General features: G+C 70.7%; 23 protein-coding genes. 11 read left to right on the plus strand and 12 right to left on the minus strand.

Going from position 1 to position 19,627, the window contains the following annotated elements; genetic code table 11:
- Positions 1-16: 16 nt before the first annotated feature.
- Entirely contained in the window at positions 17-886 is an 870-nt protein-coding gene (locus tag JNB50_RS09390; protein ID WP_208039857.1) for an alpha/beta fold hydrolase, read from the minus strand.
- Positions 887-1,044: 158 nt separating this feature from the next.
- Between JNB50_RS09390 and JNB50_RS09395 the strand changes: the two genes are divergently transcribed.
- Both JNB50_RS09395 and JNB50_RS09400 read left to right on the plus strand, forming a co-directional pair.
- Entirely contained in the window at positions 1,045-2,205 is a 1,161-nt protein-coding gene (locus JNB50_RS09395; protein WP_208039858.1) for a S1C family serine protease, read from the plus strand.
- 317 nt (positions 2,206-2,522) lie between these two features.
- Complete coding sequence (locus JNB50_RS09400; protein WP_208039859.1) at positions 2,523-4,004, plus strand: FAD-dependent monooxygenase; 1,482 nt, start codon at positions 2,523-2,525, stop codon at positions 4,002-4,004.
- A 21-nt stretch (positions 4,005-4,025) separates the two neighbouring features.
- On the opposite strand, the gene JNB50_RS09405 is transcribed toward JNB50_RS09400, so the two are convergent.
- Complete coding sequence (locus JNB50_RS09405) at positions 4,026-4,811, minus strand: hypothetical protein (protein ID WP_208039860.1); 786 nt, start codon at positions 4,809-4,811, stop codon at positions 4,026-4,028.
- Positions 4,812-5,040: 229 nt separating this feature from the next.
- Between JNB50_RS09405 and JNB50_RS09410 the strand changes: the two genes are divergently transcribed.
- The 3 genes from JNB50_RS09410 (at position 5,041) to JNB50_RS09420 (ending at position 6,916) form a co-directional block, all read left to right on the plus strand.
- Positions 5,041-5,649, plus strand: coding sequence for a hypothetical protein (locus tag JNB50_RS09410; RefSeq protein WP_208039861.1), 609 nt, complete (start codon positions 5,041-5,043; stop codon positions 5,647-5,649).
- Between the two features lie 78 nt (positions 5,650-5,727).
- Complete coding sequence (locus JNB50_RS09415; protein WP_208039862.1) at positions 5,728-6,453, plus strand: SDR family NAD(P)-dependent oxidoreductase; 726 nt, start codon at positions 5,728-5,730, stop codon at positions 6,451-6,453.
- A gap of 121 nt (positions 6,454-6,574) precedes the next feature.
- Positions 6,575-6,916: a YciI family protein gene (locus JNB50_RS09420; RefSeq protein ID WP_208039863.1), complete on the plus strand. Its 342-nt coding sequence runs from the start codon at positions 6,575-6,577 to the stop codon at positions 6,914-6,916.
- A 15-nt stretch (positions 6,917-6,931) separates the two neighbouring features.
- Here the strand turns inward: JNB50_RS09420 and JNB50_RS09425 are convergent, their stop codons facing one another.
- The gene (locus JNB50_RS09425) at positions 6,932-7,324 is read right to left on the minus strand and encodes a hypothetical protein (RefSeq protein ID WP_208039864.1); all 393 of its coding nucleotides are present in this window, start codon (positions 7,322-7,324) and stop codon (positions 6,932-6,934) included.
- Between the two features lie 278 nt (positions 7,325-7,602).
- Here JNB50_RS09425 and JNB50_RS25495 point away from each other — a divergent pair, with 278 nt between their 5' ends.
- Complete coding sequence (locus JNB50_RS25495; RefSeq protein WP_279554123.1) at positions 7,603-7,734, plus strand: hypothetical protein; 132 nt, start codon at positions 7,603-7,605, stop codon at positions 7,732-7,734.
- 32 nt (positions 7,735-7,766) lie between these two features.
- Here the strand turns inward: JNB50_RS25495 and JNB50_RS09430 are convergent, their stop codons facing one another.
- Positions 7,767-8,018 carry a helix-turn-helix domain-containing protein gene (locus JNB50_RS09430; RefSeq protein WP_208039865.1) on the minus strand — a complete coding sequence of 84 codons (252 nt, stop codon included), beginning with the start codon at positions 8,016-8,018 and terminating at the stop codon, positions 7,767-7,769.
- Between the two features lie 86 nt (positions 8,019-8,104).
- On the opposite strand from JNB50_RS09430, the gene JNB50_RS09435 reads away from it, so the two are divergent.
- Together JNB50_RS09435 and JNB50_RS09440 are read left to right on the plus strand one after the other, a co-directional pair.
- Positions 8,105-8,311, plus strand: a complete 207-nt coding sequence (locus JNB50_RS09435) for a cold-shock protein (protein WP_208039866.1) — start codon at positions 8,105-8,107, stop codon at positions 8,309-8,311.
- A gap of 240 nt (positions 8,312-8,551) precedes the next feature.
- On the plus strand, positions 8,552-9,151 hold the full coding sequence (locus JNB50_RS09440) for a DUF1992 domain-containing protein (RefSeq protein WP_208039867.1): 600 nt from the start codon (positions 8,552-8,554) through the stop codon (positions 9,149-9,151).
- A 95-nt stretch (positions 9,152-9,246) separates the two neighbouring features.
- Here JNB50_RS09440 and JNB50_RS09445 read toward each other — a convergent pair whose 3' ends face one another.
- From JNB50_RS09445 to JNB50_RS09455, 3 genes are read right to left on the minus strand one after another with little or no spacing between them, the layout of a single operon-like run.
- Positions 9,247-9,975 (minus strand): hypothetical protein, encoded by a 729-nt coding sequence (locus tag JNB50_RS09445; protein WP_208039868.1) that lies wholly within the window; start codon positions 9,973-9,975, stop codon positions 9,247-9,249.
- A complete protein-coding gene (locus JNB50_RS09450; protein ID WP_243768260.1) occupies positions 9,972-10,454 on the minus strand; it encodes a DUF6114 domain-containing protein in 483 nt (160 codons plus the stop codon). Before JNB50_RS09450 ends, JNB50_RS09445 begins: the two co-directional genes overlap by 4 nt.
- Entirely contained in the window at positions 10,445-11,041 is a 597-nt protein-coding gene (locus JNB50_RS09455; protein WP_208039869.1) for a DUF6230 family protein, read from the minus strand. Before JNB50_RS09455 ends, JNB50_RS09450 begins: the two co-directional genes overlap by 10 nt.
- 155 nt (positions 11,042-11,196) lie before the next feature.
- Here JNB50_RS09455 and JNB50_RS09460 point away from each other — a divergent pair, with 155 nt between their 5' ends.
- Positions 11,197-11,787, plus strand: coding sequence for a TetR/AcrR family transcriptional regulator (locus JNB50_RS09460; RefSeq protein ID WP_208039870.1), 591 nt, complete (start codon positions 11,197-11,199; stop codon positions 11,785-11,787).
- A 764-nt stretch (positions 11,788-12,551) separates the two neighbouring features.
- Here the strand turns inward: JNB50_RS09460 and JNB50_RS09465 are convergent.
- From JNB50_RS09465 to JNB50_RS09485, 5 genes are all read right to left on the minus strand, one after another.
- Complete coding sequence (locus JNB50_RS09465; protein WP_208039871.1) at positions 12,552-12,878, minus strand: hypothetical protein; 327 nt, start codon at positions 12,876-12,878, stop codon at positions 12,552-12,554.
- A 120-nt stretch (positions 12,879-12,998) separates the two neighbouring features.
- On the minus strand, positions 12,999-13,907 hold the full coding sequence (locus JNB50_RS09470) for a thioredoxin domain-containing protein (protein WP_243768261.1): 909 nt from the start codon (positions 13,905-13,907) through the stop codon (positions 12,999-13,001).
- 100 nt (positions 13,908-14,007) lie between these two features.
- Entirely contained in the window at positions 14,008-15,267 is a 1,260-nt protein-coding gene (locus JNB50_RS09475) for an alpha-hydroxy acid oxidase (protein ID WP_208039872.1), read from the minus strand.
- Positions 15,268-15,277: 10 nt separating this feature from the next.
- Entirely contained in the window at positions 15,278-16,048 is a 771-nt protein-coding gene (locus tag JNB50_RS09480) for a FadR/GntR family transcriptional regulator (protein WP_208039873.1), read from the minus strand.
- 116 nt (positions 16,049-16,164) lie between these two features.
- Complete coding sequence (locus JNB50_RS09485) at positions 16,165-17,610, minus strand: MFS transporter (protein WP_208039874.1); 1,446 nt, start codon at positions 17,608-17,610, stop codon at positions 16,165-16,167.
- A 93-nt stretch (positions 17,611-17,703) separates the two neighbouring features.
- On the opposite strand from JNB50_RS09485, the gene JNB50_RS09490 reads away from it, so the two are divergent.
- Together JNB50_RS09490 and JNB50_RS09495 are read left to right on the plus strand one after the other, a co-directional pair.
- Positions 17,704-18,324, plus strand: a complete 621-nt coding sequence (locus tag JNB50_RS09490; protein ID WP_208039875.1) for a winged helix-turn-helix domain-containing protein — start codon at positions 17,704-17,706, stop codon at positions 18,322-18,324.
- Entirely contained in the window at positions 18,321-19,619 is a 1,299-nt protein-coding gene (locus JNB50_RS09495) for an MFS transporter (protein WP_208039876.1), read from the plus strand. The genes JNB50_RS09490 and JNB50_RS09495 overlap by 4 nt, the downstream gene beginning before the upstream one ends.
- The last annotated feature ends 8 nt before the right edge of the window (positions 19,620-19,627 follow it).

The following is a 19,627-nucleotide window of genomic DNA, read 5'->3' on the forward strand; positions in this document are numbered from 1 at the left end:
TCAGCGCGGGCTCGTCTCAGGCATCGTCGTCGAGCACCTCGCGCAGCCGGCGGGCGAACGCCTCCGGTTTGCCGGGATAGCCGGAGTCCTCCGCGGCGAATCCGCCGTGGTGACTCGGGAAGACGACGAGCTCGGCGCCCAGCAGCTCGGCGACGGCGACGGACGTGCGCCCGGTGAAGACGCCCTCCGACTCTTCCCCGACTCCGATGACGATGCGCGTGGGCACAGCGGTGAGCGCGGCGACGTCCGGCCGGTACCCGGTCACCGCGACGGAGCGCGCAGAGAGCAGCGGGTCGTCGCGGGAACCGTCATCGCCCGTCGGCATCCCGAACATCGCGGGATCCGGCGCAGGCAGGGCGAAGTAGTCGTCGGTGAACTCCCCGCGCCAGGAGGTCATCGCGATGAACGCTGCCATGCCCGGTCCGAAACCGTGTGCGTCGTACGTCGCGTGCACAGCCTCGAGAGCGCGCTCGGCGTCGGCGGCATCCGGGAGGACTCCCGGCAGCGGCGGCTCGTGCGCGACGAGGACGCGCACGTCCTCGGGGTGGGCGGCGACCAGGGCCAGGGCGGTCACCGCTCCGCCGCTGCTCGCGAACAGGTCGACCGGGCCGCCGCCGAGCGCCGCGATGACCGCGTGGACGTCCTCTGCCTGCACGGCGGGGACGTTCGTCACCTCGCCGTCGCTCCGGGTGCTCCGGCCCAAGCCGCGGGGATCGTAGGTGACCACGACGCGGTCGGGCAGGTACGACGCCAGTGCTCGGAAGCCGCTCGCGTCCATCGGCTGGCCGATCATGACGAGCGGCGGATGCCCTCCCGAGCCGTCGGCCGCTTCTGCGACGTCGTAGACGATCTCGGCGCCGTCGGTGCTCAGAGTGCGCGTATCCATGTCGGTCGTGTCTCCCTCGGTGATCGATTCCCGCTCAGGATGGTACGCCATGGGCTGTGGGAATCCTCAGGCGCTCCCGAGGCCGTTGCCACTGCGTGCACCCCGGGTGTAGACCGAGCACGTTGTGATGCCCAGACCCTTCGACGTGGGGGTGGAACATGTCTGAGAGCGAACCGACACCTGTCCAGCACACCGCTGGATCCCCTCCGGCCGTGCCGCCTGCGCCCGCGCGGAATCGCCCGCGGCGCGCCGGCTGGCTGTGGGGTGTCCTCGCCGTCGTGATCGCCCTCGTGGTCGGCGGCCTCGTCGGCTGGGGCGTCGGGAGGTCGGGGGCCGCGACGACGGCGGCGGTGTCGTCGACGTCCGGCCAGCAGGTGAGCGCGTGCGACGCGATCACGGTGTCGAACGACGTCCTCCCGGCGATCGTGACCGTCTCCGCCATCGGCTCGGCCGGCGGGGGCACCGGGACCGGTGAGCTCATCACCGGCGACGGCTACATCGTGACGAACAACCACGTGATCTCCGGCGCGGTCGACGGGGGGACGATCTCCGTCGTGTCGTCCGGCGGCGTCGAGTCGCCGGCGCAGCTCGTCGGGCGCGACCCGAGGTCCGACCTCGCGGTGCTGAAGATCTCCGGGTCGAACCTGCCGACGGTGCCCTGGGGCGACTCGGCGAAGGTCGTGGTGGGCCAGCCGGTCGTCGCGCTGGGGGCTCCGCTCGGCCTGTCCGGAACGGTCACCTCCGGCATCGTCAGCGCGCTCGGCCGCACCGTCCCCGTGCCGGGCGACGACGGTCAGACCGCGATCCTCGCCAACTCCATCCAAACCGATGCCTCGATCAACCCCGGCAACTCGGGAGGTGCGCTCGTGAACTGCTCCGGCGACCTGATCGGGATCAACTCCGCGATCGCGACCGTGCCGAACGCCGCGGGCCAGGCGGGCGGCGGCAGCGTCGGGATCGGCTTCGCCATCCCCTCCGACTTCGCCCACACTATCGTCGACCAGCTCATCAAGAACGGGCACGTGACCTACCCGTACTTCGGCCTCTCGGTTGCGCCGATCCCGCCGGCAGCGGCCCAGCGGCTCAAGGTGACCGACGGTCTCTACGTCGTCTCGGTCGTCCCCGGCGGCCCGTCCGCCCAGGCCGGGCTGCAGCAGGGCGACGTGATCACGGAGATCGACGGCAAGCCGGCGGCCAACGCCGACACCCTCGCCCAGACCGTGATGACGACCAAGGCGGGGGAGACTGTCCGCGTCACGTACGTGCGCGACGGCCAGACCGCCACGGCGACGGTGACGCTGCAGAACCCGCCGTCCTGATCCCGCGTCACTCGCGTCCTCGAGAGCGAGCCGTGACCCCTTCGCCAGGTCACGGCTCGTCGCGGTCGGGCCGCCGCGTGCAGTTTCGGTCCCCTCGGGACCTTCGCGCACAGGGTAGCCCGGCGGTCGACACCCGGGGGAGTAGAAGCGGCGGTCTTCTCACGGTCGGCGGTCAACGGTCGACGCCGCGACATCGCCTGCATTTCCAGGATACCGGCCGCCCTGGGGCTTGCCGCAAGGCCCCCTGAGTGGGCGAGAATAGCCGGTCGCGGCCGCAATCACGAGCTTCGCAGCCCGGCCGAGGAGGAGAGTGCTGGATGGAATCCCCTGAGCCCGACACGTTCGAAGCGGCCGCATTCGAAGCGACCACGTTCGACGTGATCATCAGTGGAGGCGGCCCGACCGGGTGCATGCTGGCGGCCGAGCTGCGACTGCACGGCGTCGACGTCCTCGTGCTGGAGCGCGACGAGCAGCCGAGCCCGCTCGCCCGGTCGCTCGGCCTGCACCCGCGCAGCATCGAGATCCTCGATCAGCGCGGCCTGCTCGACCGTTTCCTGGCGCTCGGAACGCGCTATCCCCAGGTGGGTACGTTCGCCGGGATCGCCGCACCCCGTCCCGTCGACCTGGACTCCGCGCACGCGTACGTCCTCGGCATCCCGCAGACCATCACCGACCGGCTCCTGGAGGAGCGCGTCGTCGAGCTCGGTGCGCGGCTGCGTCGCGGCGCCGAGGTCGCCGATTTCGAGCAGGACGACGACGGAGTGAGCGTCGAGCTCGTCGACGGCACGCGCCTCCGGTCGCGCTGGCTGGTCGGCTGCGACGGCGGCCGCAGTCTCGTGCGGCGGCGACTGGGAATCGACTTCGCCGGCGAGGCGGCGACCACCGAATGGCTCCTCGGCGAGGTGGAGGTCACCGCGGCGGCGGAGGAAATCGCGGCGATCTCGGCGGAGGTCAGGAAGACGCACCGCGGGTTCGGCATCGGCCCGGGCGCCGGCGACGCGTACCGGGCCGTCGTGCCCGCGGCGAGCGTCGCGGAGGACCGCGGCGTGCCGCCGACGCTGGAGGAGTTCCGCACGCAGTTGCGCCGGTATGCCGGCACCGACTTCGGCGCGCACTCCCCGCGCGCGCTCTCACGCTTCACCGACGCCACCCGACTCGCGGAGCGATACCGCTCCGGGCGCGTCTTCCTCGCCGGCGACGCGGCACATGTGCACCCGCCGCTCGGCGGCCAAGGCCTCAATCTGGGCATCCAGGACGCGTTCAACCTGGGCTGGAAGCTGGCGGCCGACGTGCGCGGCTGGGCCCCGGACGGGCTGCTCGACAGCTACGAGGCCGAGCGTCGACCGGTCGCCGACGACGTCCTGACGCTCACCCGCGCGCAGAGCGTCCTGATCGCGCCGGAGCCGGGACCGCAGGCGGTGCGCCGGCTGGTGACCGAACTGATGGCGTTCGACGACGTGAGCCGGTACCTCGCGGAGCGGATCAGCGGCACCGGCATCCGCTACGACCTCGGGGGCGAACCGGGCCCCGACCTGGTCGGCCGGCGGCTGCGCGACCTCCCGCTCACGGAGGGGAGACTCTACGAGCTGCTGCGCGATGGCCGTGGCTTGTTGCTGGACCGCACCGGGCGGCTCAGCGCCGCAGGGTGGGAGGGACGCGTGGATGCGGTCGTCGCGCCCGACGCCGACCTCCCCACCCCGGCGGTGCTGCTGAGACCGGACGGCTACGTGGCGTGGGCCGGCGACGATCAGCACGGCCTCGAGACCCAGCTGGTCGGCACCTTCGGGGCGCCGAGGTAGCGGCCGAGGCGCCGTCGGTGCTCAGCCGCCGTAGTCCGAGCGGATCACCATCGGGGTGCCGTTGGCGTTGCAGATCTGACTGGCGAGGTCGTTCGCGGCCGTGAAGTCTCCCTGCGGAGGGTGCAGGAAGCCGCCGGGGTGGTCGCCCGCTCCCGTGAGCCAGGCGGCGATCGGGGGGAGGACCGTGCCGAGCAGGCCGGAGGCAGCACCGTTCGCGGTCGCGCGCGCCGCGAGCGAGGTCAGGTCGGCTTTCGCGGTCACGGTCTTCTGCGTCCACGCGGCCTCGTCGACGTCGCCGTGATCGTAGCCCTGGTCGGCGTTGAAGTAGGCCTCGACGATCGGTGCGAAAGCGGCGCACTGGCGTTTGGTCGCGGGGTCGGGAGCGAACCGGTGCGTGCTGAAACGCAGTCCGGCGGCGAGCCGGGTACCGTCGGGGACGACCAGGTCGACGTGCACACGCGTCCCGGGAGTCGCCGTGCTGACGTCGAAGTCGAACGACTGCGCACCGCCGCACGATCCCGAGCGGGTGTTGATGCCGATGTCGACGGAGACGGAGTAGAGGCCGTACGTGCAGGTGAAGTCGACGTGGAGGGTGCGCGCGCCGCTCGGGAGCGGGAGCGTCTCGGTCGTTCGACCCTCCTGATACACCTGGGCCGTCGGCCAGTCCGCCGTCGACACGCTCGGTGTCGGCGACGGGGTGTGCGCGTCCGAGACGGCCGTGCATGCGGCGAGGCCGGCGACGACCAGCCCTGCGACAGCCAGGGAGGAGGCGGCGGCCTGGGCGAGGCGTGCGAGTTGCGTGGGCATGGTCCCCCTGCGTTCGGCGGTGCTGTGTCGTCGGCGGTGGTCGTCCGTTCGGCGGTGTCCACCATCATCTTGGCCGTCGGCGCGCAGATCCGCAGCACCTGGCCTGGCACCCCGAAGTGGGGTGGCCGCACACGGGGATGCGGCCGGTGCCGGTGTGCCAGGATGTCCACCGCGCCGTCACAGTGGGCGCCGCGCGATGTCAGGGCTTGCGCCCGAGGGGGGAACCACGATGACCGATGCCACCGACGACCGCGTCGAGCCCGCACGAGACGACCTGCCGGAAGCGCCACCTCTGCCCGGAGGCGCCGACGGTGCAGCCGCGACGGAAGCCCCGGCTGAGGTTCCGCCTCCGGCCGCTGCGATGCCGGGGACTGCGACGATGGCTCCGTACAGCGAGGGGGAGCGGGTCGGTCGCGGCATCGCGCTGGCGCTGCTGGTCATCCCCGTCGGCGTCGTGGTCTGGACCCTGCTCTGGCAGATCGGCTTCATCGCCTCCATCGTCTCGTGGGGCGTCGCGATCGCCGCGATCTGGCTGTACCGGCGGGGATCGAAGGCGCGGGTCACGCCAGCGGCGGCCGGGGGGATCATCGCGATCGTCGTGGTGACCGTCGTCCTCAGCCTGCTCGCCGGCATGTTCACCGACCTGGTGTCGGCGATCCAGGTCCCGTTGCAGGACGCGATCACCGACCCGAAGGTCTGGGGGCTCTTCGTGGACAACCTTCTGAGCAACGGCGAGATGTGGCAGGCCTACCTGCCGCAGGTGCTGATCGCGCTCGTCTTCGCCTTCCTCGGCTGCTTCACCACGTTGCGGAGGGTGTCGCGCGAGTCGCGGGCGTGACCGGGGAGGCCGCGACCGGTGGGATCGGGCGGACGTGAGCACTAGCGGCGCTGGCCGCGCACCCGCTACTGTCGCGCCGTGGACCTTCGACTGACCGGCGCTCGCGCTGTGGTGACGGGTGCGAGCCGTGGAATCGGGCTGGCCGCCGTGCGCGCGCTCCTCGCCGAGGGCGCGGCCGTCGTCGGCATCGCCCGCTCGGCGACGGACGAGACGCGTGGGCTGGAGGCCGGGGAGGGCTTCCGGTTCCTCGCCGCCGATCTCGCTGACCCCGATTCCGCCGCGGGCTTGCGTGACGCGGTCGGGGGAGTCGTGGACGTGCTGGTGAACAACGTCGGCTCTGCGCCTCCGCGGCCGGGCGGCTTCGCCTCCATCACCGACGACGACTGGCTGCGCACGTACGAGCTCAACGCGCTCGCCGCGGTGCGGGTCACCCGGTCGCTGCTCGGGGCGATGCGCTACGGCGGCGCGATCGTCAACGTGGTCAGCGAGAACGCGATCCTGGCCGACCCGCTGGTGATGGACTACAGCGCGGCGAAGGCGGCGGCCCTCAGCTTCACCAAGTCGCTCTCCAAGGAGCTCGGGCCACGCGGCATCCGCGTCAACTCCATCAGCCCGGGACCGGTCGCGACGGCGCTCTGGCTGGGCACGGGCGGCGTCGCCGAGACCGTCTCCGCTGCCGGGGGCGGCACCCCGGAGGAGGTGCGGCACGGCGCAGAGCAGGCGATGGTCACCGGACGCTCACCACCCCGGAGGAGGTCGGTGCCCTGGTCGCGATGCTGGCCAGTCCGGTGCTCGGCAACCTGACCGGATCGGATGTCGTGATCGACGGGGGCATGCGGCCGACGATGTGAGGGGGCTGGTTGCGGGTCTCGCTCCTCGGTAGGGTCTGCGACGTGACGATCGTCGACAGTGAGGGAGTCACGCGATGACGAAGTACATGATCTCGTTCCCTGGTTCCGCGATGCACGTGACGGAGGAGGAGCTCCCCGCCGTGTCCAAGGCGGCGCACTCCGTGATCCGGGAGGCGCAGGAGGCCGGCGTCTACGTGTTCGGGGGCGGCGTGAACGAGAGCGCCGGAACCGTTCTCGTGTCGGGCGACGGCACGGTCACGTCCGGCACTTACCCGGAGACGCGGCTGATGGACGGCGGCTTCACGGTCCTCGACCTGCCTACCCGCGACGCGGCACTCGAGTGGGCGGCGAAGATCGCGACCGCCTGCCGCTGCGACCAGGAGCTGCGCGAGTTCCAGTACGACCCGGAGGCCTGAGCGGTCCGCGAGCCCTCAGCCGGCGAGAGCAGGCGACTCGAAGTACAGCTCGTCGAAGCAGGCGAGGGCCTCGCCCCACGTGCCGCCCGCATCCTCGATGGCGCGCGCCTCGTCGAGTGCGGCCATCGTCGCGAACGGCACCGTCAACCCGTGTGCGGCGAGGTCGAGCACCGACTCCACCGGCTGTCCGGAGTCCGCCGTCTCGACGGTGACGAGGTGCGCGTGGACGTCCGGAGCGAGCTCGCGGATCGCCTCCCCGATCAGGTCGCCGTGCCCCGGCCCCTCGGCATCCCAGGTGAAGCGGACGAGACCGTCGGCGGGGAAGGCGTAGCGGTGGCGTTCCCCCGCGGCGGTGACCGCATGCTCCAGAGCGGCACGAACAGCGGCAGGGGCGATGATCTCCGTCATGGGGCTCTCCTTCGTTGCGTCGTCGTCAGCGCGGTTCGGGCCCAGCTGCCCGCCGTTGTGCAGCGGGTTCCGTGATTCTGGCACGACTCGGCTACCCCCAGGAAGGGGTCACTCGCGAATATCAGCAAACTCTGACGCTGCGGCATCGGCGTCTGCTCTCGGTTCTCCCAGAGTGGGATGTGAGCCGGGGACGCGAGCTGGACGCCGTGTCGATCGATCGTCGCGGATTGGACACGATGTACATACGCGCGGGCCGTCGACGCGCCTACCATCCTGACATGGCCGCCATCGTCGTCGAGGAAGACCGGACTCTCACCGCTCCCGCAGAGGGAGCGACGATCGGTGTGCTCGGCGGCCTCTCCGGCGGATTCCGGAACGATGCCGACGTGGTGATCCTCGGCTACGACTGAGCCGGGACGGCGTCCGTCGCGGGCGCGCCGACCTAGCCCGCGTCCTCGCCGAGCGCCGTCGAGACCCCCTGCAGCAGGTCGCCCGGGCGGCATTCCAGCGGGTCCGCGAGCTGCACCAGCGCGAGCACCGACGGCGTCATCGTGCCGCGTTCGATCCGCCACAGAGTGTGCTCCTCCAGCCCGGCGCGCACGGCCAGCTCGTCGAGGGCGAACGCCAGTCGCTCGCGGCGTTCGCGGATGTTCTCCCCGATCCGGGCGGCGATCGCATTGCTCAGGTTCTGCACGCGATGAATGCTAACAAGCCGTCAGAGAGTAGCCTGGCTGTGCCGGCCGTTCCAAGCGACCGGTGAAGACAACGAAGGAAGACACGATGGCTACAGGCACCGTCAAATGGTTCAACGCAGAGAAGGGGTACGGGTTCATCGCCCCGGATGACGGCAGCGCCGACGTCTTCGCCCACTTCAGCGAGATCCAGTCGCAGGGCGGCTACCGCTCCCTCGACGAGAACCAGAAGGTCGAATACGACCTGACTCAGGGTCCGAAGGGGATGCAGGCCTCCAACATCCGCACCCTCTGAGAGCGGGGGTCGGGCGTCGTCACGGTGCAAGCCGGGCGGCGCCCGACTCACCTGAGGAGCCGGGCACCACCCACCGGGAACGCAGTACTGCCGTCCGCCCCCATGCGGTCCGGCCTGCCATCCGGTTGCCTGATGCTCACGGTATTCGGGTGATGGCATTTGTCAACGGGGTGGTTCGCCCACGGATGACGTAACCGCCTGAGGATCGGCGCCGCCGGACGCACGGCGTACGCTGGCGGCATGGCCGAAGAGCGCTCGCGACCCGAACCGGACGCGCGGGTCGAGGCTGCGCGCTATCGCGTCGACCGGGACGCGCGCGCCCGTGGCGAGGAGGTCCCGGAGGCGAGCACCGGCCGGCCGACGATGGACCAGCGCGCCCACGTGATCGAGAATGCGATCCAGCAGGCGATCCGCCGCGGCGAGTTCGACGACCTCCCCGGAGCGGGCAAGCCGCTGCCGGGCCTGACGGGCACGCACGACCCGGACTGGTGGATCCGCCGCAAGATCGAGCGCGAGAAGCTCACCGGCCTGGGTCCGCCGGCGCTCACGCTGCGCACCGAGCACTCCGAGCTCGACGCGACGCTCGACCGACTCGGCTCCGAACGCGCCGTGCGCGACCACCTCGCCGACTACAACCGGCGCATCGTCGACGCCCGCCGGCAGCTCCAGGGCGGCCCGCCCGTCGTGACCCCGACCCGCGACATCGACGAGGAGGTCGCACGCTGGGCCGACCGCCGTGAGACCCGCGCTCGCGAGGCCGAGGCCGCTCGCCGCGCCGAGGCAGAAGCGCTGGCCGCCCTCACCCGCCGCGAGCGCCGTCGCCTCCGCCGCTCCCGCTAGCGCCGCACGCACCCACCCACCGCATCCCGAACGCGCGAGGGGCACGTCGTTGTCCCTTTCGGCGCTCGAAAGCGACAACAACGTGCCCCTCGGCGTCACTCGGAGAGGTGCTGCTTGGTGTTCGAGTAGGTGATCGAGTCGGCGGTCGTGCCGACGAGGCCGAGCGTCACCCGCAGCAGCTGCGTCGGCAGCCCGTCGTTCGGGGGTGGGGTCGCCGCCCCGAGCGTCAGTGGCGTGCCGTCCGGACCGGTCGCCGTCACCGAGTCGAGGTAGACCTGCACGTGGCCGCTGAGCGTCATCGTGTCTGCGGTCGTCGCCAGCGACGGCCCGGTCTGCTTGCGCACGGTGAGGCTGAACCCCTGGATCGTGATCGAGTCCGCCGAGATCTTGAGCACGGGGATCCGGCTGCCGTCGGCGAGCGGTACCGTCACGACGCTGATGCCCTGGAGTCCGGTGAATGACAGCGACCGGCTGCCGAGCTGGGCGGGCGGCTGGGTGAAGACCGGCGCCGAACCGTCCGGGGTGGCAGGGGTCGGCGCGGGGGAGGGCGTGGAGCCGGCGCCGGGTGCGGTCGGCGTCGGCGCGGGAACGCCGGGCGCGGGCAGCCCGGGCAGCGGAGTGCCAGACGACGGCGAAGACGAGGGAGTCGGGGTGGGGGTCGGCGAAGCGCACGACATGAAGAGCGGGATGCAGAGCGAAGCGGGCGCCCTCGTCGTTCGGGCGGCCGCCGCGGGCGCAGGGACCGCGCCGATGCCGGAGAGCGCGCCCGCGAGCACCAGGCTCGCGGCGAGCACTCCACCCGCAGCCCTGCCGCCACGCCTCATGCGTTCCGCTCCGATTCCGATTCCGCCTCTGGCTCTGTCGCCCGCGCCGGCTCTGCCTCCAGCGCCTGCGCCGCCGTCTTCGCGCGCGGCATCCACGCCACGGTGAGCACTCCGCCGATCGAGCTCAGCAGCATCCCGATGAAGAAGCCGCCGAGGTTGACGCCGATGAGCGAATACACCGCGACCGCGAGTGCGATCACGCCGTAGAAGATCCGATGCGCCGGCATCGCGATCGCGAGCACGCCGAGCAGCACCAGCAGCACGGGGATGATCGTCGCCTGCAGGCCCTCGATGCCGAGCTGCACGTGGATGCGGCCCAGGTCGAGCTGACCCGAGAAGAACATCTCGACGCCTCCGAGCGCCGTCAGCAGTCCGCCGACGAACGGGCGTTGCCGACGCCAGGCGCGGAACCGCTGCCGCCGCGTGGGCGACGGAGTGTCTGCCGTCGCCGCGTGCGCGGCCGGGCGACTCAGAAGCATCCCTTCGATCCGTCCGTCAGCTGCACGTGCATGCCGGTGAGCGTGAAGACCGAGGCCTGCGTGCTCCACGCGGTCTGCTGCAGGTGCGTGATCGTCACGGTGTCGGCGTCCTGGGCGAAGTCGCCGGGTGCGCCCTTCGCCGCGGTGTTCACGGTCGAGGCGTCGACGCCGATCCGGATGTTGTGGAACTCGGAGTCGCCGGCCAGGTCGGTCATCCCGATCTGCAGGTCGGAGGCGCTGGCGGGGTTGCCGCCGCCGCCGGCGGTGATCAGCATGCCGACCTTGCCGAGCGGGGTGTCGGTGACGACGGACTGGCAGAGGTCGGCGAGCGTCGCGGACTTGATGTTCGCGATCGCGACCTGGTGCTGCTTGCCCGCGGTGTCGGGCGCGACGCCCGCGTACTGCGAGAAGCCTGTGCCGTCGAGTTTGGAGGCGCTGATCTGGAACTGGCTGCCGGAAACCGCGAACGAGACGGGCACGGCACCCTGGGCGACTCCGGTCATGAGCAGGGCGGACACCACGGCGACGGGCACGGCGGCGAGCATGATTCGTCCGGCGTGCGAGCCGGCGAGCTTGCGGAACTTCATCGATCCTCCTGTTCGGGGGCTTGACAGCGACGGTGCGGTCGTTCCCACTGAGAGAGTAGACGCTATTGACGAGTTGTCAATAGTCGGCCGAATGGAGGACGGGCCGACCGTTCCGACCACACGGCTGCGGGGCCGCGCGCTAGTACGCTCGATGCATGGACACCGACCGGCGCACCCGACTGACCCCGGACGAGCGCCGGGCGCAGCTGGTGGCGCTGGGCGTCGAACACCTCGCCGACCACCCCCTCGACTCGCTGACCATCGAAGAGCTGTCGGCCCAGGCGGGGGTCTCGCGAGCGCTGCTGTTCCACTACTTCGGCTCCAAGCAGGGGCTGCACACGGAGGTGGTGCGCACCGCGCGCGACAGCATGCTGCACGCGACCGAACCGATCCCCGAACTGCCGCCACGCGAGCGCCTGCACGACACGCTGGAACGCATCGTCACGTTCGTCCGCGACCACAGCGGCACGTTCTACTCGCTGGTCCGCGGCGTCGCGAGCGGCGACACGGAGGTCAGGGCCGTTGTCGAGGAGGCCAGGGCGGAGCAGGCGGAGCGCATCATCGCGGTCTTCCTCGAGCTCGGCGCGGCCGACGTTCCGCTGCTGCGCATCGGTCTGCGCTCCTGGATCGCGTTCGCGGAGGACGTGCTGGTCGCGAGCGCGATCGGTACCGATCTGCCGTCGGAGAGCATCGTCGACTTCCTCGAGCGCAGCGCGGACGGTGTCGTCGCCGCCGTGCCGCGCTAGCTGCCCTCCTCGACGGGCTGTGAACGCGCGAGCGAGTCGAGGAACTTCGCGAGGCGGAGCTCGCTCAAAGGGGTCAGACACCGAAAATGCCGGTCGCCTTCCCGTGCGGACCATCGCGCAAAGTCGAGGTGCTCGAACCACGTGTGGCCATAGAGGGTGCCCTCTACCGAAACCAATCGGTGAAGGTCCGGCCCGAACCTCCACGCCTGGCGAGCGCCAGCAACGTCGTCCCGCAAGCCATCGGACGACTCAAATCCCCGAACCCGCTCAAGTCGCCGCAGGCGAATTCACCGATGCCTTTTCGTTGAGTGAGCTCTGTTTGCCTGTCGTGAGATGCGTGCGGCCGTAGAGGCAGCGACCGCCGCTCCAAGCGCCAACGAAACCGCGATTGCGACAGGCAGCGAGAAGCTTCCGTTGATCCACATCATGCATCCGAATGACGCGGACGCAACCCCAAAGCCCAGAAGCGTCGACAGTATGTATTGCGTCTGATTGTGCATGGTTACAGTCTAATGTGAGCCTCGCGACACCCCTGCCGTACCTTTACGCATCTGGCCCCGTCAGCCGCATGAATGTTAAAGCTAGCGCGTAGGGTGGTAAATATGAGATGCCGTCTTGATCAAGAAAGAAGGCCGTGTGCAGATCGGCCTGCACTCGTGGATCGCCTTCGCGGAGGACGTGCTGGTCGCGAGGGCGCTCCCGTTGGCACGTTTCGCCGGCTTCCTGGGGAGCCGACGGACGGCGTGCGCGGGCGGGCCTGAGCCTCAGATCCCCTCTTCGTCGAGGTCGTCCTGGGTCAGGATGCCGTCGTCGGGGTCGCCTTCCGGGTCGTGCTCGTCGTAGTCGGGCTCGGCTTCGCGCTGGTTGCCCGCGGTCGGGCCGTCGTTGCCGTCGCCGGGGCCGTCCCACACGGTCTCACCGGCGACGCCGTCCGTGGTGACCAGCTCGTCGGCGAAGTCGGCCTCCGCGATCGGGTCGTCCAGTGCGTAGTCGACCTCGCCGTCTCCGGGGTCGATCCAGCCGGCGGTGTCTCCCGCGTCGGAGTCGCCGATGGCCGGGTCGTCGGAGCCGTCTTCGGGGATGCGGTCCATGCTCGTCTCCTCACCTGCGCGTTCGCGCCGAACGTACACCCGCAGGCCGCCGCCGCAGAAGACGGGAGGCGCCGCCGCGAACGATCGCGGCGACGCCTCCCGGTCGGGAAGGTCGGCGGGTCAGCTCGCCTTCGGGAAGGTGTAGCTGCCGCTCGAGCCGGCGTCCTTCACGGCCGCCTGGACGAACGCGGCGAACTGGTCGGCGTTGGTGAAGGTGCCCTGGTAACGCTCGCCGTTGACGAACACCGTCGGGGTGCCGAAGCCGCCGTTCCGCGGGTCCTTGAGCTGCGAGTTCGACACGGCCTCGGTGGTCCGGTTGGTGACGAACTTGGCGAAGGTCTGGTCGTTGACGCACGTCGTGATCGCCGACGAGCTGACACCTGCGCCCTTGAACAGCTCCAGCATCTTGGCGTTCGTGAGTCCCGAGCCGGTCTTCTCGTCCGGCTGGTTGGCGAACAGTGCGCTGTTGACGTCGAAGAACTTGTCCGGTTCGTAGTTGGCCACGCACGATGCCGCCGCGCCGGCGCGGGTCGAGTACTGGTTGTTCGTCGGGGAGTCGAGGATGGCGACGGGGTGGATCTCGAGCGTCGCGGTGCCCTCCGACATCCACTGCTTCATCTGGGCGGAGTTCGTGGTCTCGAACTGGTCGCAGAAGGGGCACTGGTAGTCGAGCCAGATCTGGATGTGCGCAGTCTTGCCGTCGAGGGTCTGCGTCGTCGGCGTGGGCTTGGCGCCCTGCGCGATCGCGGGAGTGGTGACGGCCTTGTCCGACTGGGTGAGCAGGATTCCGCCGCTGAGCATGTTCTTGGGGTTGGCGACGTTGTTGGACGCGCTCACGCTGGTGAAGATCACGACGCCCACGATCGTGAGGACGGCGATGATGCCGACGATCACCGAGCTCTGCACGATGACCTTGCGACGCTTGGCCTTCTTGGCGGCCTCCTCGCGCATCTTCCGCGCCGTCTCGCGCGCCTCGGCGCGGCGGTCGTTCTTGGTGGGGGTGGTAGCGCCTCTGCCTGTAGCAGCCATTCAGGTCATTCCGTTTCCGAGGTGGTCAGGTCTCCGGGACAAGCGTATGGGTCTTTTCCTTTGGATGCGCTGTGGCGCGGCTGCGTAACGCGCCCGCATCTCACCCGCGAACTGCCGCCCCCACGGCATCCCCCACGGGGACGAGCCGCTGCAGCTGCGTCACGTGCGCCGGCGTGAGGTCGGCCAGCCGGGGAACCTCCAGCAGCTTCATGGTGCGCACGACCTGGTCGCCGAGGATCTGGATGGTGCGGTCGACGCCCGCTCGGCCGCCCGCCATCAGGCCGTAGAGGTAGGCGCGGCCGATCAGCGTGAACTTCGCGCCGAGCGCGTACGCGGCGACGATGTCCGCGCCGTTCATGATGCCGGTGTCGATCGCGACCTCCGTGCGGTCGCCGACGGCCTCGACGACCTTGGGCAGCAGGTGGAAGGGGATCGGCGCCCGGTCGAGCTGGCGGCCGCCGTGGTTGGAGAGGACGATGCCGTCGACGCCGAGGTCGACGAGTTTCCGGGAGTCCTCGACGTTCTGGACGCCCTTGACGACGATCTTGCCCGGCCACATGCTCCGGATGATGTCGAGGTCGGCGAAGCTGATCGACGGGTCCATCGCCGCGTCGAGCAGCTCGCCGACGGTTCCGCCGGTCGACGACAGCGACGCGAACTCCAGCTTGGGCGTCGTGAGGAAGTCGTACCACCACCACGGCCGGGGGATCGCGTTGAGCACCGTGCCGAGCGTGAGCTGCGGAGGGATGGAGAACCCGTTGCGCTTGTCGCGCAGCCGTGCGCCGGCGACCGGGGTGTCGACCGTGAAGAAGAGTGTGTCGAAACCGTTCGCGGCGGCACGGCGGACGAGCTCGTAGGAGATCTCCCGGTCGCGCATCACGTACAGCTGAAACCAGTTGCGACCCGTCGGGTTGGCGGCCTTGACGCCCTCGATCGAGGTCGTGCCCAGCGTCGACAGCGTGAACGGGATGCCCGCGGCGCCGGCCGCGCCCGCGCCGGCCACTTCGCCCTCCGTCTGCATCAGTCGGGTGAAGCCGGTGGGCGCGATCCCGAACGGCATCGCCGAGGGGCCTCCCCAGATCTCGCACGAGGTGTCGACCGTGGAGACGTCGCGCAGGATCGACGGATGGAACTCGATGTCCTGGAACGCCTGGCGGGCGCGGGCGAGCGAGAGCTCGCCCTCCGCCGCGCCCTCCGTGTAGTCGAACGCGGCCTTCGGCGTGCGGCGCTTCGCGATGGTGCGCAGGTCTTCGATGGTGAGGGCGGCGCTCAGCCGGCGCTTTTTCGCGTCGAGCTCCGGCTTCTTGAACGACATGAGCTCGAGGAGCTCGGCGGGCTTGGGGAGTTGGCGGGTGACCATGTTCGTGTGCCTAACGTGCGTCGGTGGACCGGGACAGGGGGTGGGACGAGGTCGTGCGGGAGGGTGCCGCGGCGCCGGGCGCATCCGGCGCGGCGTCGCGGTAGTAGTCGCTGATGTGGTCGCGGACACGGGCGCGCGCCGCCGCAGGGTCGCCGGCGTCGATCGCGTCGATCAGGCCGCGGTGCTCGGCGCGCAGCCGCGCGGCCATGGCCTCCCAGTCGGGAAGGCGTGCTGCGCCGGCGAGCACGTAACCCTCGATCGAGCTGCGGAGGCCCGCCATCGTGGTCGCGACGACGGTGTTGCCGGCCGCTTCGGCGAGCGAGAGGTGGAACTGCGCGTCGAGCGCCAGGAACTCCGCGGCCGTCAAGGCCGGGTCGTCCATCGCGTCGAGGAGGTGACGCGCATCGGCGAGCTCGACGTGCGGCGCGCGTTCGGCCAGTTCGCCGGCGACGGACGTCTCCAGCAGCAGTCGCGTGCTCACCACGTCGGCGACGGGGAAGCCGCTCGCGGCGACCTGGAGGCGCATCAGCGACTGCATCCCGCCGAGCGGCCGGGCGACGATGATGGCGCCGGAGCTCGGCCCCGATCCGGTCTGCGTGCGGATCAGGCCCATGGCCTCCAGCACGCGAACCGCCTCGCGCACGCTGGAGCGTGCGACGCCGAACTCGGCCGCGAGCGCGCGCTCGGGGGGCAGATGGTCGCCCGGTCGCAGCCGGCCGTCGACGAGGCGTTCCTCGATGCGGGCGAGCACGCTCTCCCACGCCTTCGGCTCGGTGTCCACGCCGTCTCCTCGCGCGTCGTCTCCTGTGGTCGGACCGTGTGGTCAGACCATGTGGTCCGACCACACGATACCATCATCCTCCACGGTTGCGACCAGCAGCTGGGGAGAGGAAGGAGTCAGTCGGCGACGGAAGCGGCGCGACCGAGCTCCACGTCCTCCACGCGCGAGCGCGGCATGACCAGGCCCGCCACGATCGTGAGCACGGCGACCACCGCGACGGAGACGAACACGGCGGTCGACGCGCTCTGTACGGCGGCGGGGGAGTGCGGACCGCCGGAGGTCGACAGGATGATGGCGTTGGCGATCGCGCCGAACACCGCGACGCCGACCGCGCTGCCGATGGAGCGGGCGAACATGTTGGTTCCGGTGACGACGCCCCGCTCGCTCCACGAGACGCTCGACTGGGCGGCGATCAGCGTGGGCGTGGCGACGAGTCCCATCCCGAGACCGACGATGAAGCAGCTCACCGCCACGTACAGCACGCTCGGCGCGACGCTGGTGGCCGCGAGGACGGTCGTGCCGAGGATGGCGATGCCCGTGCCGAGCAGGGCGGTGTTGCGGAAGCCGATCCGCAGGTAGAAGCGTCCGGACACGCTCGCCGCGAGGGGCCAGCCGAGGGTCAGCGCGGCGACCGCGAGCCCCGAGACGAGGGGAGGAACTCCGATCGTCGACTCCAGGTAGGTCGGCACGTAGGAGGTGAGGCCGATCAGGATGGCGCCGATGCCCAGCGAGACCAGAGTCGTCGTGACCAGCAGCCGCCTCGAGAAGACCCACAGCGGCAGCACCGGCTCTGCCGCCCTCCGCTCCACGAGCGCGAAGGCGACGAGCAGGAGGCCGCCGAGCGCGAAGGCGCCGATGCTCCAGACCGAGTTCCAGGCCCAGGCCTGGCCGCCCTCGAGCACCGCGAGGATGAGCAGCGACATCCCGGCCGTGAGCAGCGCAGAGCCGGCGTAGTCGATGCGGTGGGGTTTGCGCTCGATGTTCTCGTGGAACGCGCGGATCAGCATCCACGCGGCCAGGATGCACAGCGGCACGTTGACGAAGAAGATCCACCGCCACGACAGGAACTGCGAGAACAGCCCGCCAAGCGTCGGCCCGACCACCGAGGAGATCGCCCACACGCTCGCGAGGTAGCCCTGCGTCTTCGCGCGCTCGGCGACCGTGTAGATGTCGCCCGCGATCGTCATCGACATCGGCTGGATGGCGCCGGCGCCGAGGCCCTGCAGTGCGCGGAAGGCGATCAGCGCAGGCATCGACCAGGCGAAGCCGCACAGGATCGAGCCGACGAAGAACAGGCCGATGCCGGCCAGGACGATTGGTTTGCGGCCGACCGTGTCGGACAGCTTGGCGTAGACGGGGACGGAGACCGCCTGGGCGAGCAGGTAGATCGAGAAGAGCCACGGGAACTGCGCGAATCCGCCGAGGTCGCTGACGATGGACGGCACCGCCGTCGCGAGGATCGTCGCATCGATCGCGACGAGCCCGGTGGTCAGCATCAGTGCGATCAGGATGGGGCCGCGCTCGGAGCGGAAGCCCACGCTGGCTCGGGAGATTTCGTTCATCCCTGTCAACAACCGGAGCGGGGCCGGATCATTCCCGTTCGGGGTGAACGAGTCCGCTTGACGTGAAAGACAGTGTGGCGCAAACTCTGAAACATGTCTTTCACATCAAGCGGACGGCCGGAGGACCGGCGGACGGTCACCGATCCACGCGCGCTGCGCGCCCTGGCCCATCCGCTGCGGCTCGCGCTGCTCGACCACCTCTTGTCGTTCGGGGCGCGCACCGCCAGCGAGTGCGCGGAAGCCGTCGGCTCGACGCCCTCCAACTGCAGCTACCACCTGCGCGCGCTCGCGCGCTTCGGCCTGGTCGAGCGGGTGGACGCCGAGGACGGGCGGGAGCGACCGTGGCAGTCGACGGCCACGGGCCTCCAACTCGGCCGCGCGGACGACCCCGGCGTCCGGCTCGGAGAGGACACCGTCGAGCGCTTCTTCGCCGACCGCCAGATCGACGAGGAGGCCGCCCGGTTGCACCGCGCGATCGCCCAGCGCGACAGCGTGCCGCCGGCCTGGCGCGAGGCGAGCATCCTCGCGGGCTACGCCCTGCGGATCACCCCGGAGGAGCTGCGTGAACTGGGCGAGCGCCTGGACGCGCTGATCCGCCCGTACATCGGGCTCACCCGCGACGACGCCCCGAGCGACAGCGCCGTCGTCGCGCTCAACCTCAGTGCGTTCCTCCACCCGGACGCGGTGCCGCCGCAGGAGGGGAGCGGATCATGAGCCGTTCCCCGCTCTTCCGGCGCGACTATGCGCTGATCTGGACGGCCGGCCTGGTCTCCGACACCGGCGACTGGCTGCTCATGATCGCGCTCCCGCTGTTCGCGTTCTCGGCGACCGGCTCGGCGCTGGGCGCCTCCGCCGTGTTCCTGGCCGAGCTCATCCCGATGCTGCTCGCCGGGACGTTCCTCGGGGTGCTGGTCGACCGCTGGGACCCGCGGCGCACGATGATCGTCGTCGCTCTGATCCAGGGGGTCGCGCTCCTGCCGCTGCTGGCCGCCAGCCCTGACCGCATGGGCATCGTCTACGCCGTGGCCGCTGTTCAGGCGTGTCTCGGTGCCATGATCAACCCGGCGAGGCAGTCGATGGTGCCGCGCCTCCTCCAGCGCGACGAGCTCGGCAGGGGCAACGCCCTCCTCGCCATCGCCGACAACCTCGCGCGGCTGGTCGGCTCCCCGCTCGGCGGCCTCGCGTTCGCGGTCGGCGGTCTGCCCGGCGTGGTGATCGTGGACGCGGTGAGCTTCGGCGTGACGGCCCTGCTCGTCGCCTTCACGCGCCCGCTTCCTGCGGTCGCCCCTGCGCAGGGCGCCGAGTCCGCGCCCGCCGTCGAGCGGCGCCTGCTGCGCGAGTGGGTGGAGGGCATCGCCACGATCGTCCGGAGCCGCGAGCTCCGCACGATCGCGGTGATCGCGGTGCTGGGCAGCGTCGCCCAGGGCGTGTTCCTCGTCCTGTTCATCGTGTACGTCACGCAAGACCTCGGAGCGAACGACACGGAGGTCGGCCTCCTGCGCGGGGTCCAGGCGATCGGCGGAGTGCTCGGGGGTCTCCTCACCGGGGTGCTGATCCGCCGGTTCGCTCCGCGCTGGCTGATCGGCGGCGGCTACCTGGTGTTCGGAGCGCTCTCGTTGCTGACCTGGAACCTGGCACCGGTCACGACCGCGGTGTGGGTCTACGCCGGCCTGTTCATCGCGATGGGGCTCCCCGCCGTCGCGACCGCGACCGGAGAGATCACCCTCGTCCAGACGCTCACCCCGCGAGCGACGCTCGGGAGGGTGATCGCCGCCGTGACCACGCTGTCCGGCGCCGCGCAGGGCGTCGGCCTCCTGGTCGCCGGGCTCATCGCCGAGTCGGTCGGCACGGTGCGCGTGCTCGACGCCCAGGCGTCGCTCTACCTGCTGTGCGGGGTGCTCGCGCTGGTGTTCCTCGGGGCGGCGAAAGCGGGGGCGCGGGAGGCCGGGGAGGGCGCGAACGACGGGGTGACCGATTCGGCCGCCGATGTCGGCCGACCCGCGAGTTGACGCGAAAC

This window comes from Leifsonia sp. TF02-11 (genome assembly GCF_017565305.1).
Lineage (GTDB): Bacteria > Actinomycetota > Actinomycetes > Actinomycetales > Microbacteriaceae > Leifsonia.

Excerpts from the sequence above, each read along its gene's own strand:
- JNB50_RS09490 (WP_208039875.1), top strand. The coding sequence starts at position 17,704 with ATGTCTTTCACATCAAGCGGACGGCCGGAGGACCGGCGGACGGTCACC.
- JNB50_RS09460 (WP_208039870.1), top strand. The coding sequence starts at position 11,197 with ATGGACACCGACCGGCGCACCCGACTGACCCCGGACGAGCGCCGGGCG.
- JNB50_RS09390 (WP_208039857.1), bottom strand. The coding sequence starts at position 886 with ATGGATACGCGCACTCTGAGCACCGACGGCGCCGAGATCGTCTACGAC.
- JNB50_RS09405 (WP_208039860.1), bottom strand. The coding sequence starts at position 4,811 with ATGCCCACGCAACTCGCACGCCTCGCCCAGGCCGCCGCCTCCTCCCTG.
- JNB50_RS09465 (WP_208039871.1), bottom strand. The coding sequence starts at position 12,878 with ATGGACCGCATCCCCGAAGACGGCTCCGACGACCCGGCCATCGGCGAC.
- JNB50_RS09440 (WP_208039867.1), top strand. The coding sequence starts at position 8,552 with ATGGCCGAAGAGCGCTCGCGACCCGAACCGGACGCGCGGGTCGAGGCT.
- JNB50_RS09435 (WP_208039866.1), top strand. The coding sequence starts at position 8,105 with ATGGCTACAGGCACCGTCAAATGGTTCAACGCAGAGAAGGGGTACGGG.
- JNB50_RS25495 (WP_279554123.1), top strand. The coding sequence starts at position 7,603 with ATGGCCGCCATCGTCGTCGAGGAAGACCGGACTCTCACCGCTCCCGCA.
- JNB50_RS09495 (WP_208039876.1), top strand. The coding sequence starts at position 18,321 with ATGAGCCGTTCCCCGCTCTTCCGGCGCGACTATGCGCTGATCTGGACG.
- JNB50_RS09400 (WP_208039859.1), top strand. The coding sequence starts at position 2,523 with ATGGAATCCCCTGAGCCCGACACGTTCGAAGCGGCCGCATTCGAAGCG.
- JNB50_RS09470 (WP_243768261.1), bottom strand. The coding sequence starts at position 13,907 with ATGGCTGCTACAGGCAGAGGCGCTACCACCCCCACCAAGAACGACCGC.
- JNB50_RS09420 (WP_208039863.1), top strand. The coding sequence starts at position 6,575 with ATGACGAAGTACATGATCTCGTTCCCTGGTTCCGCGATGCACGTGACG.
- JNB50_RS09410 (WP_208039861.1), top strand. The coding sequence starts at position 5,041 with ATGACCGATGCCACCGACGACCGCGTCGAGCCCGCACGAGACGACCTG.
- JNB50_RS09395 (WP_208039858.1), top strand. The coding sequence starts at position 1,045 with ATGTCTGAGAGCGAACCGACACCTGTCCAGCACACCGCTGGATCCCCT.
- JNB50_RS09450 (WP_243768260.1), bottom strand. The coding sequence starts at position 10,454 with ATGCTTCTGAGTCGCCCGGCCGCGCACGCGGCGACGGCAGACACTCCG.
- JNB50_RS09485 (WP_208039874.1), bottom strand. The coding sequence starts at position 17,610 with ATGAACGAAATCTCCCGAGCCAGCGTGGGCTTCCGCTCCGAGCGCGGC.
- JNB50_RS09475 (WP_208039872.1), bottom strand. The coding sequence starts at position 15,267 with ATGGTCACCCGCCAACTCCCCAAGCCCGCCGAGCTCCTCGAGCTCATG.
- JNB50_RS09455 (WP_208039869.1), bottom strand. The coding sequence starts at position 11,041 with ATGAAGTTCCGCAAGCTCGCCGGCTCGCACGCCGGACGAATCATGCTC.
- JNB50_RS09425 (WP_208039864.1), bottom strand. The coding sequence starts at position 7,324 with ATGACGGAGATCATCGCCCCTGCCGCTGTTCGTGCCGCTCTGGAGCAT.
- JNB50_RS09445 (WP_208039868.1), bottom strand. The coding sequence starts at position 9,975 with ATGAGGCGTGGCGGCAGGGCTGCGGGTGGAGTGCTCGCCGCGAGCCTG.